The sequence below is a fragment of the Cronobacter sp. HA18006 genome (assembly GCF_011605445.1).
GTDB classification, from domain to species: Bacteria; Pseudomonadota; Gammaproteobacteria; order Enterobacterales; family Enterobacteriaceae; genus Cronobacter; species Cronobacter sakazakii.
Map to the genome: position 1 here is coordinate 130,461 of NZ_JAANQB010000011.1, position 12,565 is coordinate 143,025.

Consider the following 12,565-nt stretch of genomic DNA (forward strand, 5'->3'; position numbering starts at 1 on the left):
GGCGGATCAACACACCGGAAATGCCACTATTGCCCCGCAGAATCTCCCCATGCGTCACAGACGTTTATTTCCCCTCAGCGAATCGAAAAAAAACTGTTATCCTGAAATGAGTTACACGGTCATCCTGAGATCGCAATGAAATACCAACAACTCGAAAATCTGGAAAGCGGCTGGAAGTGGAAATATCTGGTGAAAAAGCATCGCGAAGGCGAGCTGATCACCCGGTATGTTGAAGCCAGCGCCGCGAAAGAGGCGGTGGATCTCTTGCTGGGTATGGAAAACGAACCGGTAAGAGTGCTGGGCTGGATTGATCAGCATATGAACCCGGCGCTGCAAAACCGCCTGAAACAGACGATTCGCGCCCGTCGTAAGCGGCATTTTAATGCTGAGCATCAGCATACCCGTAAAAAATCCATCGACCTGGAATTTATGGTCTGGCAGCGTCTCGCAGGCCTTGCGCAGCGCCGCGGCATCACGCTTTCAGAAACAATCGTGCAACTGATTGAAGACGCCGAGCGCAAAGAGAAATATGAAAACCATATGTCGACGCTGAAACAGGATTTACAGGCATTGCTGGGGAAGAAAGAGTAACCCGAGAAGGCTCATGAGAGGGCGAGGCGGTTCTTTTTTGCTACTACATGCAGCAGAGAAATTACTTCTGGCTGTAAAAGGAAATAATGCGCTTAAGCGCATCTCATCAGAAATTCAATTCAAATGACAAGATTTCCGGACAACAAAAAACCCCGCCTTAGCGGGGTTTTTCTAAACGTTTAACTTAAGCCTGCGGCTGAGTTACAACGTCTTTAACGCCTTTAACTTCGATCTCTACGCGACGATCCGGACCCAGGCACTCGATCAGAGCAGCGCGAGGTTTCACGTTGTCACAGGTGTTGCCAGTGACCGGATTGGATTCGCCCATACCACGTGCGGAGATCTTGTTGGACGGGATACCTTTGGAGATCAGGTAGTCAACAACGGACTGAGCACGTTTCTCGGACAGACCCTGGTTGTAAGCGTCAGAACCGATACGGTCGGTGAAGCCCAGAACCACGACGGAACCGTCTTTCGGATCCAGGTTGCTCAGCTGAGAGTACAGCTGATCCAGCGCCTGCTGACCTTCCGGTTTCAGGGTCGCTTTGTTGAAGTTGAACAGAACGTCAGACTTCAGGGTGAAGTGCTTGGTCTGTACTTCCGGAGCCGGAGCCGGAGCCGGAGCTACAACCGGAGCTGCATCTTCCTGCTGACCGAAACGGTAGGAAACACCTACGCTCAGCATGCCGTTGTCCGGACGAGCGCCAACAGTCTGCGCGTCACCGATGTTGTTAACCCACTGGTATTCCAGACGGGTAGCGATATCGCGGGTCATCGCCCACTCAACGCCGCCAGCGAATACCGGAGAAACGCCGGTGTCGTGGTCGTCGCCGCCGATGTTAGAAGAGGAGTCAGCACGCCATACCATGCCGCCCAGACGGGTGTATACGTCCAGGTCGTCGGTTACCGGGTAACCCAGTTTAGCGGTCAGCTGTACGCCCTGAGCTTTGAAAGCGCCGTTTACAGTGTCGCCTTTATACGGCATGCGGCCCAGCCAGTCGTAGCCCATTTCGAAACCAACGTACGGGTTAACCTGGTAACCACCGAACGCGCCTGCGCCCAGCTGGCTTTCGTGAGTCGGGCCGTCGTTAGGGATAAAGCCGGTATCGTGGAACTGGGACCAACCCAGTTTGCCACCTGCGTACCAGGTGTTATCTTTCGGTGCGGCCTGCGCTACGGTAGCGAAGCCAGCCAGTGCCACTGCAATCGCGATAGCTGTCTTTTTCATTTTTTGCGCCTCGTTATCATCCAAAAAGGCCATGCGCTTTTCCTTGGGAAAAGTTCACGGTTAAATCCTTCACCGGGGTATAGCTCAATGGTTACTCTACCGATAATGTCGGTTTATTGATGAGCACCCTGGCGAGGTAAAGTCTACAACGTAGTTGAAAACTTACAAGTGTGAAGTCCGTCAGGCATATGAAAAAAAACAACTTGCGAAAGCAAAATTTAACATTTTTGAGGAAATTTTAATCGCTCGTAAAGTGCGAAAGCGGACGTGAGTGCCCGTCTGGCCGTTCATTCACCACTATCGCTTCTGATAAAGAGACACGCACAAAAAATTGCCAGGAATTATCCTAAAAAAGATTAATGCACCATGCCAGAGTGAATTCTTAAGGCAGAACGTGGTCGGTCACCCGGCAGAGAGGGTTGAACAGGACGCATTAAAAAACCCATGGCGTTACCTTTCTCGGCCGCTGCAGTCAGACGTCGATGTTCATCATCCGTTAGATCGTCATGCAGCCAGGCAATTACCACGCTGTAGTTGCCGGTTTCCAGCGCACGGATCATAGAATCAAGCGTAACCTGCGGGTTCATCTGGCTGACTTGCATCACCTTGGTCAGCGGCAAACCAGCGGATTCCACCCACTCACGGCTAAGACGTTGCTGCGGAGTAAGCCACAGCTGCCAGCGGGATTGCTGCCCGAGCTGCTGCAAGAGCGGCAGCAGGACCAGTTGCGTCATCCACGGCTGGTCTTCGTTGTACATCACTTCACTGATCAGGCCTCGGGTTTCCGCCTGAGCCAAAGCGCCCGCCGTTTCTTTTGCCAGACGACGTGAGCCATACGCGCGATTTTGATGAGAAGAGTACATAAAGGTCCAGCCTCGCTAGTTACTGTATGCATATACAGTAATGCTGGCGCAACCAAAGATCAATCGAAATTTCGGAAAGCATCTCGCAAATTTCGCATCTCGTTCCACTTAAAACAAAATTCGGATTGCTCACGGCGCACAACTTTCATATGTTCCTGTTAAGGGAAACGCTAATGGAATTTTTTATCCATTACTGGTTGATATAAAAGGAATAATCATGGATAAATCTTCGTCTGACACGCTGGTTCGGGTGCAGAATACACTTTCATCTTTGGGAAATGTCACCCATCGTTCACTGTTTGGCGGCTATAGCCTTGCCATTGATGACGCCGTTTTCGCCATGCTGGCAGGAGGAAAACTATACCTGCGCGCCAGCAATGAGAGTCGTGATTACCAACACGCCCACAATCCGCCGATGCTTGTCTGTACCCGACGCGGCCGTCATATCAGCCTCAATTATTATCTTGTAGATGAGACGCTCTGGAATTCACCAGCCTTGCTGCGCGATCACGCACGAATGGCGCTGGCCTGCGCGCAGGCGGAAAAAAACGAGCGAGCCCGCGAGCGGCGGGTCAAAGATCTGCCCAATCTCAATGTTCAGCTGGAAGTCTCATTGTGGGAAGCGGGAATACGCGATGTGGAAACGCTCTGCGCATACGGTGCGAAAGAGTGCTGGCTTAAGCTGCGCAAAGCCCGAAAAAATCTCAGTCTGCAAGTATTGTATGCGCTTCAGGGTGCCATTATCGGCACCCATGAAGCAGCATTACCTGTGCACATTCGCGAGGAGCTGCTGGAGTGGTTTATGCAGCTTTCGGTGCAAAATCAGTCCTGAATAAGCTGGCGCTGCAGTCGACTGATTTCCGGCAAAATAGAGATTAACAACCCGATTTGCTGAAGCACCAGCGGCTCTTTACTCTCCTGGCGCGGCTCTATCTGTTCAATACGCTGCGCCAGATGCGTCAGTGAGTTTTCTACTCGCGCTTCATCGGCAGGCTGATGATGGAGCGCGTCATCCACATAACAGACGGCGTCGTCGAGCAGAGAAAGGATCTCCTGGCGCGACAGTTTTTCGCGGTGAGCACCCAGAGCTGAAATATAGCTGGTCAGCGTGTGGTTCAGGCACAGAAAGCGGAAAGCGAGTTCGCGCATCTGCGCGCTGACGCGAGGCTCACTGGACATGTTCGACACCACCGAGGCCAGCTCCGCATCGCTGTTATGCGCGTCGCGACGCGCGATGCGATACGCGAGACGGTTATCGCGCCCCTGATGGTACTGCTCAAGGATGGCATCCAGATAGCGACAGTTGGCGTTAAGCGCGCGCTCCAGCACCACCGGCAACCGGCGAAAACGCCAGTCGGGCCAGATAAAGCTCACGGCACACCACGCGATAGCGCAGCCGATTATCGTATCCACTACCCGCGGCAGCGCGACTTCAAACCCTTCGCCCAGCAGGTTAAAGCACAGCAAGACCAGCAGCGTGATGAACAGCGTGGCGTGCGCGTATTGCACTGTGCGGAAGACAAAAAACAGCACGCCGGTAATGACGATGAGTACCAGTTGCCCTTCAAGGGAAGGCACGAAATAGAGCACGGGAATGCCGACCGCGACGCCCGCCAGCGTGCCGATAATGCGCAGCGTCAGGCGATGCCGTGTGGCGTTATAGTTCGGCTGGCACACAAACAGGCTGGTCAGCAAAATCCAGTAGCCGTGGTTCAGCCCGGTGAACTGAATAAAGGCGTAGCCCACGCACAGCACAACGGACATCCGCACCGCATGGCGGAACAGCGCGGACTGCGGCGTCAGATTACGCGTCAGGCGAAACCACACATCGCTAAAGCCGTTCAGGCTATCATCGGCAAGGCTGTGCTCGCTCTCGCTGGCATCGGCCTGTGTAAATGGCTGTTCTGATTCGATCGTCGCGAGCTGAGCGTCGATAGCCTTAAGATTCGCGACCAGAAAGCGCACGGCTTTAATTTCTGATGCCGAGCCACCGGCCGCGGCGGTGCGATCGAGTGCGGCGTCAAGGTGCGTAAACGCGCGCTCAAAACGCGGGTCATGCTGATAGGGCGTACGAAGCAGCACAGAGCGCGCCAGCTGCTGACACGCCTGCGATTGCATCGAAAGCAGCCGCTGGAAGCGGAACATGACATCGCTGTAGCGGAAGGTGTCCCGCAGCGTCTGATACTGGATATGCGACGAACTGGCGCGCTCGTGAATATCCTGCGCGACAAAATAGTAGTGCAGTGTCCGGCGCGTGCTGCGCTGACCGCGGTCGCCGCGCAGGCGGGTGAGTAGCGAGGCTTTGGTCTGGTTCAGCGTGGCGACCAGCTGGCTGTTCGCCATCGCCAGTTCCATCATCGGCACCTGGTTTTCATCTTCGATATCCGGGTCAAAAAAACGTGATTTAATTTCCAGATAGTGCGCCAGCTGTTCATAACAGCGGGCGAGATTTTCCTGAAGTGGGCGCACCGGAAAGAGCAAATGCCCGGCCAGCGTCAGCAGGTTGTACCAGACCGCGCCTGCGAGCAGCAGCAGCGGCTGCTGATACCAGTGCTCATAGAGTGAAACCCCGAGCATCGTATAGATGGCGATAAGCAACGCGCCGAAGGCGATAGTCGCGTAGCGCTGTCCGAGGCCACCCAGCAAAATAAAACCGATGGTCGAGACCGTCAGGCCTACAGCGAACAGCCACGGCCACGGAAACAGCAGTTCCACCGAAGCGGAGGCGATAAAAAAGCTAACCAGCGTAATCAGCAGATTGCGCAGGCGGCCCGTCAGGCGGTCGTCAAGATCGGTGAGTGCTGCGGCCACAACGCCAAGCGTCAGCGGAATAGTCAGCTTCGCCTCGCCAAGCCACCAGGGCAGCGCCGCCGTCCCGCACAGCGCGATAAAAATGCGCACGTTAGTGAGCCACGCGCTGTTCCAGGCGTGACGGTGAAGCAGAGGATTGAGCATCATGAGCGCATCCGTTTTTACTGGAAACGGCGGCGGGCATTGGCTTCGCGGGCCGCCTGCGCGGTTTCCACGGAGACGACGCGACGCCCAACCGGCCAGAGCGCAATCGCGGCGATTTTAAAATTCGCGATGCCTACCGGGATGCCGATGATAGTGACACACTGCGCAATGCCGGTCGCGATATGCAGCAGGCACAGCCACCAGCCGAAAAACACCAGCCAGAAAACATTCAGCAGCGTGCCACCGGTGTTCAGCAGGGCGTTTTTGCCCGCCGGGTCAAGTTCATCGACATGCACCGCTTCATTGCCGTACGGCAACAGCGACAGTTTAGTGATTTCCCAACAGGAGCGCGTCAGCGGCAGCGTCACGATAAAAATAATGCTGACAAGCGTCGCCACCAGCCAGGAGAACGTCGTGGCGAAGCCGCCCAGGACGAAATTCAGAATATTTAAAACAGTACGCATAAAACCTCAAAAGCGTCGGCAGAGCGCCGGAGTGATAACCACAACAATTGTAACGCGTTTTGGGTCTGGAGCGTGATATCGCAGGCGGGTAAACTTAGCCTCATAACACTATTGACTGGCAGCCTCATGGAACTGAAAGCAACCTCTCTGGGTAAACGTCTGGCGCAGCACCCCTACGACCGCGCAGAAATTCTCACCGCCGGAGTGAAAGTCTCCGGAGATAAGCATGAATATCTGATCCCGTTTAATCAGTTGCTGGGCATCGAATGCCGTCGGGGACTGGTCTGGGGGGAGCTGGAGTTTACGCTGCCGGATAACAAAGTCGTTCGTCTGCACGGTACCGAATGGGCGGAAACCCAGCGCTTTTACCATCATCTGATGGCGCTCTGGCAGCAGTGGAGCCAGGAGATGAGTGAGGTGGCGGCAGGGGTGCTGAATGCCTGGCAGGAGAAACTTCGCAGTAGCGAATCCCAGGAAAAATGGCTTAAGCGTGAAGAGGGCGAGGCGCTGTGCCATGCGCTGCGCCGGGCGTTGCAGGCGCTGCCGATGCCGACATCGCGCCTTGAGGCGTTCGATAACTGCCGCGAGGCCTGGCGCGAATGTCAGGCCTGGCTTGCCGACAGCGAGGCGAAGCGTCTTTTGCATAATCAGGCCTATACCGATGCGATGCTGACGCGCTACGCCGATTTCTTCTCGCAGATTGAAAGCTCGCCGCTGAATCCGTCGCAGGCGCGGGCTGTCGTCAACGGCGAAAGCTCGCTGCTGGTACTGGCAGGCGCCGGGAGCGGCAAAACCTCCGTGCTGGTGGCGCGCGCAGGCTGGCTTATTGAGCGTGGCGAGGCGACGGCGGAGCAGATCCTGCTGCTGGCGTTTGGGCGTCAGGCCGCCAAAGAGATGGAAGAGCGGCTGCAGGCGCGGCTGCATACGGATGCCATCACCGCGCGCACGTTTCATGCGCTGGCCTTGCAGATTATCGGCCAGGGCGGGCGGAAAACCCCGCGCGTCAGCGAGCTGGAAAACGATACCGCGGCGCGCCATGAACTTTTACTGAACGCCTGGCGTGAACAGTGCCGCGAGAAAAAAGCGCAGGCGAAGGGATGGCGTCAGTGGCTTACCGACGAGCTGGAATGGGACGTTGATGACGGCGATTTCTGGGAGGACGAGACGCTGGGCAAACGGCTGGCGAGCCGTCTCGACCGCTGGCTTGGGCTGATGCGCATGCATGGCGGCTCGCAGGCCGAGATGATAGCCGCCGCGCCCGAAGAGGTGCGCGATCTGTTCCAGAAGCGCGTTAAGCTGATGGCGCCGCTGCTGAAAGCCTGGAAAGCCGCGCTGAAAGCCGAAGAGGCCGTCGATTTCTCCGGGCTTATCCATCAGGCCATCAATGTGCTGGAAAAAGGCCGGTTCGTCAGTCCGTGGAAGCATATTCTTGTGGACGAGTTTCAGGATATCTCGCCGCAGCGCGCGGCCCTGCTGGCGGCGCTGCGCCGCCAGAATTCCGCCGCCAGCCTGTTTGCGGTGGGCGACGACTGGCAGGCTATCTATCGCTTTAGCGGCGCGCAGCTTTCGCTAACGACGGCGTTTGAGGCGCATTTTGGCGGGGGCGACCAGTGCGCGCTGGATACCACCTACCGTTTTAACGGGCGCATCGGCGATATCGCTAATCGCTTCATTCAACAAAACCCGCACCAGCGTGAAAAACCGCTCAACAGTTTGCGCGCGGGCGACAAGAACGCCGTGACGCTGCTTGCGCAGGAGCAACTGGAGGCGCTGCTTGATAAGATGAGCGGTTACGTGCGCCCTGACGAGCGCATTCTGGTGCTGGCGCGCTACCACCATCTGCGCCCGGCGGCGCTGGAAATGGCCGCGACCCGCTGGCCGAAGCTGCAACTGGAATTTATGACGATTCACGCCAGCAAAGGGCAGCAGGCGGATTATGTGATTATTCTCGGGCTGAACGAGGGGCGGGAAGGCTTCCCGGCGCCAGCGCGGGAATCCATCATGGAACAGGCGCTGTTGCCGCCACCGGAGGATTTCCCGGATGCCGAAGAGCGGCGTCTGCTCTATGTGGCGCTGACCCGCGCGCGACACCGGGTCTGGCTGCTGTATGACAAAGCGGCGCCGTCGGTGTTTGTCGAAGCGCTGACGCGTCTCGGCGTGCCGACGGCCCGTAAGCCATGATTTATTTCAGGCGTTCGGCGAGATAGCGCGGATAGTCGGGGATTAACACATCCAGCGTGTCGCTAAAGGTCGGCGACTGGATAATAAAATCCGCGGTTGAGAGATTGGTCGCCACCGGGATGTTCCAGACGGTGGCAAGGCGCAGCAGCGCTTTGACGTCGGGATCGTGCGGCACGGCGTTGAGCGGATCCCAGAAGAAAATCAGCACGTCGATTTTGCCTTCGGCGATCATCGCGCCCACCTGCTGATCGCCGCCCATCGGGCCGCTCAGCATGGCGTTGACGTTAAGACCGGTCGCGCGCTGCACCAGATTGCCTGTGGTGCCGGTTGCATACAGCGTATGTTTTGCCAGCAACGCTTTATGGCGCTCCACCCATTTCATCAGCATCGATTTGCAGTGGTCATGCGCCACCAGGGCGATTTTCTTTTGGGCTGGCAGGGTTCGGGTTGTCAGTTCCATATTATTTTCCGGATTACATAACTGCCTACAGATTACTGGAAGTGATGGCGGCTGCAAGCGAAGCCGGTAAAAACTGTGTGCGTTTCTGCTTACCGTCGTCGCATGGTGCGCCCGACGCCTTTGGCATACACTGAAATGACTGAGCTAACGGGGAGGTAAAATGAAAGATTCTGATATCGCAGAGATTTTACAGAGCACCAAAACGATCGCGCTGGTGGGGGCGAGCGATAAGCCGGACCGTCCGAGTTACCGCGTCATGTCGTATCTTCTGGATAAAGGCTATCACGTGATCCCCGTGTCGCCGAAAGTGGCAGGCAAAACGCTGCTCGGCCAGCAGGGATACGCCACGCTTGCTGACGTGCCGGAGAAGGTGGATATGGTGGATGTGTTCCGTAACTCCGAGGCCGCGTGGGGTGTCGCGCAGGAAGCGATTGCGATCGGTGCGAAAACGCTCTGGATGCAGCTTGGCGTCATCAACGAAGAGGCCGCCGTACTGGCGCGCGATGCGGGGCTTAAAGTGGTGATGGACCGCTGTCCGGCGATAGAAATTCCGCGTCTCGGTCTTTGACAGTAATAAAAAACCCGGCGTTGCCGGGTTTTTTTAGTTACGCAGACGGGGTGCCTGGAGCTGCTGGCGAATGGATCGCGCCAGTTCATCCATAGAGGGTTGCTCCGGATGTTCCTCCTGCATTTCGCCACTGAGCTGGGCTTCTGCAAGATAGGTGTGCACGGGCTGGCCGTCGTCGTCTTCCATCACGACGTGATACCACGGCGCGGCGCGCAGCTCGGCGTTTACCGCCAGTTCATCGACTTCAGGTTCATCAAGCGAGTATTCAGGGTCGATATCCACCACAACCCCTAAATACCCTAAAAGAGAATGACGAACCTGCTGGCCGATACCAAATTTGCTGGCAATCATTGTCACCTCCCGGGAAACGTTCATACCCTGTATATAAGGGCGGAGCATTCCTTTTCAAGCTACATGACGCGACAGGCAAACCCTTTCAGATAAAGACCTTCCGGGTAGCTCGCGATCACAGGGTGATCGGCGGCCTGACGGAACTGCTCTATAAATTGTACATCACGCCCCGCATCTGTTGCGGCGTCGGCAACAATTTTCTGGAATAAATCGGTGGTCATCAGTCCGGAGCAGGAGAACGTCAGCAAAATGCCGCCAGGGTTAAGCAGCTGGATAGCCAGCATATTAATGTCTTTGTAACCGCGGCACGCGCCCTGAAGCTGGCTTTTATTTTCCACGAATTTCGGCGGGTCCATTACGATGACGTCAAACTTTTCGCCCTGGTCGCGGTATTTACGTAAAAGCTTAAAGACGTCGTCGCGCACGAACTCCGCTTTGCTGAGATCAAGTTTGTTAAGCTCAACGTTTTGCTTCGCCACATCCAGCGCGTCCTGCGACGTATCAACACTGATGACCTGACGGCAGCCGCCCATCAGCGCAGAAACGGCAAAACCGCCGGTGTAGGAAAAGCAGTTCAGCACGCGTTTATCTTCCACATAACGGCGCGTGGCGAAACGGCTGTCGCGCTGATCCAGGTAATACCCCGTTTTATGGCCGCCTTTAATATCCACCAGCAGCTTCATACCATGCTCTTCAATCGCGAGCAGATCCGGCGGCACTTCGCCGCTGACCGGCCCCTGCGCGAGATCCATGCCTTCTTTTTTACGCACCGCGACGTCGGAGCGGTCATAGATGGCGCATTCCGGGTAGAGCGCCTGCAGAGCCGACACCAGCGCCGGACGCTGATATTCCGCGCCCGCCGAGAGCAGTTGCAGCACCAGGAAGTTGCCGAAGCGGTCAATCGTCACGCCCGGCAGGCCGTCCGATTCACCAGCGATAAGACGGTAGCTGTCGAGCCCGTCCTTTTTCGCCAGCCAGTTGCGCCACTGCTGCGCCTGTTGCAGGCGGCGAGTAAAAAAGGCGATATCAATGGTTTCATTCGGATCAAACGTCCAGACGCGTGCGCGGATCTGCGAGGCGGGGGAGAGGGCGGCGCGTGCTAACCATTTTCCCTGATGGTCGACGATGTCGATGGTTTCACCCGGTGCGGCTTTACCTTCCATGCGCGCGACGGCACCGGAAAATACCCAGGGATGGCGGCGCAGGAGAGATTTCTCGCGCCCTTTGGCTAACACTAAACGTACGCTCATAATTTGCTATTCTGTGATTCAAAGAAAATGGGCGCCATTCTCCCGACTTCAGCCGGGAAATGCAACGCTACCGCAAAGGAGAACCGCTATGGCACGACAATGCACAATGGCCTGGGTACATGGCCGGGTACAGGGCGTCGGGTTTCGCTACACCACGCAGCATGAAGCGACGCGGCTGGGTCTGACCGGCTATGCGCGTAATCTGGACGATGGCAGCGTGGAGGTGCTGGCCTGCGGCGAGGCCGAGCAGGTGGAGAAGTTAATCGCCTGGCTGAAAGCGGGCGGGCCGCGCAGCGCCCATGTGGAAAAGGTGCTGACCGAGCCGCATTCGCCCGCTGAAGATTACCAGGATTTCCGAATTCGCTATTAAATGCACTTCACGGGTTTCGGCAGACCCGCGATTTTAGTGGCTTGCTTTGCCGGGCCTTTCGGAAAGAGGCGATAGAGATAGCGACTGTTGCCTTTCTCTTCGCCAAATTTCGTCGCCATCGCTTTGACCAGCATGCGGATAGCCGGCGACGTATTAAATTCGATATAAAACTCGCGCACGAAGCGCACCACTTCCCAGTGCTCTGGCGTGAGCGTGATGCCTTCTTTTTCGGCAATCACTTCCGCCAGGCCTTCGCTCCAGGCGTCGAAGACTTTCAGATAGCCCTCGGCGTCGGTTTCAAACTCTTTACCTTCAAACGTTAACATACGCATTTTTGCCCTGATTCACACAGCGCGCAGTGTAGCAAATTCCCGCCGCCAGAAAAAACAAAGCCCCGCACGGGGCGGGGCTTAAGCGCAGTTTCGGTTAACCGTTAGTCGCGGCTCGCGAAGCCCAGAATGCTCAGCAGGCTCACGAAGATGTTGTACAGCGACACATACAGGCTGACGGTCGCGCGAATGTAGTTGGTTTCGCCGCCGTGGATGATATTGCTGGTTTCAAACAGGATGGCGCCCGAAGAGAGCAGAATAAACACGGCGCTAATCGCCAGGTGCAGCGCAGGAAGCTGCAGGAAGATGTTCGCCACCATGCCGATCAGCACAACCACCACGCCCGCCATCAGCATACCGCCCAGGAAGGACATATCTTTACGGGTGGTCAACACGTAGGCGGAGCAGCAGAAGAACACCAGCGCGGTACCGCCAAGCGCGAGTGCGATGACATCGCCCATACCGGCAGACAGATATGCATTCAGCATCGGCCCCAGAATGTAGCCCAGAAAGCCGGTGAAGGCGAACGCCGCCAGGATGCCGCTCGGTTTATCGGCCAGGCGGTAGGTCAGGAACATCAGGCCGTACATACCGACCAGCGTCAGAATCAAACCCGGCGATGGCAGTGCGAATACGGTACTGGCGGTCGCGGTGATCGCGGAAAACGCCAGCGTCAGGCTCAGCATAAAATAGGTGTTACGCAGAACCTTATGGGTGCTAAGCAGCGACTGTCTGTCGCGCGCAGAGGTAATTAAGCGATCCATGAGTAGTCTCTCATTACAGGTGTTTAGTTTCCGAGCATAGAAGGTAGCACGCAACGGGAAAAGCCCTTTTACCCATCTTTACGCTGCTTTATTTCTCTAAAAACAAGGACTCAGAAAAGGCGTTTATATCCTAAAAACCGGGCTGCCCCGACGCGCTTTCAGATCCCCCTCTTATATATGACGTAAAACCG

Annotated in this window: 14 protein-coding genes; 5 read left to right on the plus strand and 9 right to left on the minus strand. The window is 56.3% G+C overall.

Going from position 1 to position 12,565, the window contains the following annotated elements:
* Positions 1-135: 135 nt before the first annotated feature.
* Complete coding sequence (gene matP, locus G9X48_RS02345; protein WP_007849091.1) at positions 136-591, plus strand: macrodomain Ter protein MatP; 456 nt, start codon at positions 136-138, stop codon at positions 589-591.
* Positions 592-775: 184 nt separating this feature from the next.
* On the opposite strand, the gene ompA is transcribed toward matP, so the two are convergent.
* Together ompA and sulA are read right to left on the minus strand one after the other, a co-directional pair.
* Positions 776-1,819 carry a porin OmpA gene (gene ompA / locus G9X48_RS02350; RefSeq protein ID WP_004385421.1) on the minus strand — a complete coding sequence of 348 codons (1,044 nt, stop codon included), beginning with the start codon at positions 1,817-1,819 and terminating at the stop codon, positions 776-778.
* A gap of 356 nt (positions 1,820-2,175) precedes the next feature.
* Entirely contained in the window at positions 2,176-2,682 is a 507-nt protein-coding gene (gene sulA / locus G9X48_RS02355) for an SOS-induced cell division inhibitor SulA (RefSeq protein WP_004385420.1), read from the minus strand.
* 217 nt (positions 2,683-2,899) lie between these two features.
* Between sulA and G9X48_RS02360 the strand changes: the two genes are divergently transcribed.
* Entirely contained in the window at positions 2,900-3,514 is a 615-nt protein-coding gene (locus G9X48_RS02360; protein WP_054628763.1) for a TfoX/Sxy family DNA transformation protein, read from the plus strand.
* On the opposite strand, the gene yccS is transcribed toward G9X48_RS02360, so the two are convergent.
* Both yccS and G9X48_RS02370 read right to left on the minus strand, forming a co-directional pair.
* On the minus strand, positions 3,505-5,637 hold the full coding sequence (gene yccS, locus G9X48_RS02365; protein ID WP_097641052.1) for a YccS family putative transporter: 2,133 nt from the start codon (positions 5,635-5,637) through the stop codon (positions 3,505-3,507). The genes G9X48_RS02360 and yccS overlap by 10 nt on opposite strands.
* Positions 5,638-5,654: 17 nt before the next feature.
* The gene (locus G9X48_RS02370; RefSeq protein WP_004385418.1) at positions 5,655-6,101 is read right to left on the minus strand and encodes a YccF domain-containing protein; all 447 of its coding nucleotides are present in this window, start codon (positions 6,099-6,101) and stop codon (positions 5,655-5,657) included.
* Positions 6,102-6,227: 126 nt separating this feature from the next.
* Between G9X48_RS02370 and helD the strand changes: the two genes are divergently transcribed.
* Positions 6,228-8,282 (plus strand): DNA helicase IV, encoded by a 2,055-nt coding sequence (gene helD, locus G9X48_RS02375; protein WP_097641030.1) that lies wholly within the window; start codon positions 6,228-6,230, stop codon positions 8,280-8,282.
* A 1-nt stretch (position 8,283) separates the two neighbouring features.
* Here the strand turns inward: helD and mgsA are convergent, their stop codons facing one another.
* Positions 8,284-8,742 carry a methylglyoxal synthase gene (mgsA, locus tag G9X48_RS02380; protein ID WP_097641029.1) on the minus strand — a complete coding sequence of 153 codons (459 nt, stop codon included), beginning with the start codon at positions 8,740-8,742 and terminating at the stop codon, positions 8,284-8,286.
* Between the two features lie 160 nt (positions 8,743-8,902).
* Here mgsA and G9X48_RS02385 point away from each other — a divergent pair, with 160 nt between their 5' ends.
* Positions 8,903-9,310: a CoA-binding protein gene (locus G9X48_RS02385; RefSeq protein ID WP_004385416.1), complete on the plus strand. Its 408-nt coding sequence runs from the start codon at positions 8,903-8,905 to the stop codon at positions 9,308-9,310.
* Between the two features lie 33 nt (positions 9,311-9,343).
* On the opposite strand, the gene hspQ is transcribed toward G9X48_RS02385, so the two are convergent.
* Both hspQ and rlmI read right to left on the minus strand, forming a co-directional pair.
* A complete protein-coding gene (gene hspQ / locus G9X48_RS02390; RefSeq protein ID WP_004385415.1) occupies positions 9,344-9,661 on the minus strand; it encodes a heat shock protein HspQ in 318 nt (105 codons plus the stop codon).
* Between the two features lie 59 nt (positions 9,662-9,720).
* Positions 9,721-10,911: a 23S rRNA (cytosine(1962)-C(5))-methyltransferase RlmI gene (gene rlmI, locus G9X48_RS02395; RefSeq protein WP_097641028.1), complete on the minus strand. Its 1,191-nt coding sequence runs from the start codon at positions 10,909-10,911 to the stop codon at positions 9,721-9,723.
* An 88-nt stretch (positions 10,912-10,999) separates the two neighbouring features.
* Here rlmI and yccX point away from each other — a divergent pair, with 88 nt between their 5' ends.
* Entirely contained in the window at positions 11,000-11,281 is a 282-nt protein-coding gene (gene yccX / locus G9X48_RS02400) for an acylphosphatase (protein ID WP_097581919.1), read from the plus strand.
* Here yccX and tusE read toward each other — a convergent pair.
* Together tusE and yccA are read right to left on the minus strand one after the other, a co-directional pair.
* The gene (gene tusE / locus G9X48_RS02405; RefSeq protein ID WP_032990230.1) at positions 11,278-11,607 is read right to left on the minus strand and encodes a sulfurtransferase TusE; all 330 of its coding nucleotides are present in this window, start codon (positions 11,605-11,607) and stop codon (positions 11,278-11,280) included. The two genes, yccX and tusE, sit on opposite strands and share 4 nt — an antisense overlap.
* Positions 11,608-11,714: 107 nt before the next feature.
* Positions 11,715-12,374: an FtsH protease modulator YccA gene (yccA, locus tag G9X48_RS02410; protein WP_004385411.1), complete on the minus strand. Its 660-nt coding sequence runs from the start codon at positions 12,372-12,374 to the stop codon at positions 11,715-11,717.
* Positions 12,375-12,565 lie beyond the last annotated feature (191 nt).

Coding starts and splice junctions, on each gene's coding strand:
- matP (WP_007849091.1), top strand. CDS start 136: ATGAAATACCAACAACTCGAAAATCTGGAAAGCGGCTGGAAGTGGAAA.
- ompA (WP_004385421.1), bottom strand. CDS start 1,819: ATGAAAAAGACAGCTATCGCGATTGCAGTGGCACTGGCTGGCTTCGCT.
- sulA (WP_004385420.1), bottom strand. CDS start 2,682: ATGTACTCTTCTCATCAAAATCGCGCGTATGGCTCACGTCGTCTGGCA.
- G9X48_RS02360 (WP_054628763.1), top strand. CDS start 2,900: ATGGATAAATCTTCGTCTGACACGCTGGTTCGGGTGCAGAATACACTT.
- yccS (WP_097641052.1), bottom strand. CDS start 5,637: ATGCTCAATCCTCTGCTTCACCGTCACGCCTGGAACAGCGCGTGGCTC.
- G9X48_RS02370 (WP_004385418.1), bottom strand. CDS start 6,101: ATGCGTACTGTTTTAAATATTCTGAATTTCGTCCTGGGCGGCTTCGCC.
- helD (WP_097641030.1), top strand. CDS start 6,228: ATGGAACTGAAAGCAACCTCTCTGGGTAAACGTCTGGCGCAGCACCCC.
- mgsA (WP_097641029.1), bottom strand. CDS start 8,742: ATGGAACTGACAACCCGAACCCTGCCAGCCCAAAAGAAAATCGCCCTG.
- G9X48_RS02385 (WP_004385416.1), top strand. CDS start 8,903: ATGAAAGATTCTGATATCGCAGAGATTTTACAGAGCACCAAAACGATC.
- hspQ (WP_004385415.1), bottom strand. CDS start 9,661: ATGATTGCCAGCAAATTTGGTATCGGCCAGCAGGTTCGTCATTCTCTT.
- rlmI (WP_097641028.1), bottom strand. CDS start 10,911: ATGAGCGTACGTTTAGTGTTAGCCAAAGGGCGCGAGAAATCTCTCCTG.
- yccX (WP_097581919.1), top strand. CDS start 11,000: ATGGCACGACAATGCACAATGGCCTGGGTACATGGCCGGGTACAGGGC.
- tusE (WP_032990230.1), bottom strand. CDS start 11,607: ATGTTAACGTTTGAAGGTAAAGAGTTTGAAACCGACGCCGAGGGCTAT.
- yccA (WP_004385411.1), bottom strand. CDS start 12,374: ATGGATCGCTTAATTACCTCTGCGCGCGACAGACAGTCGCTGCTTAGC.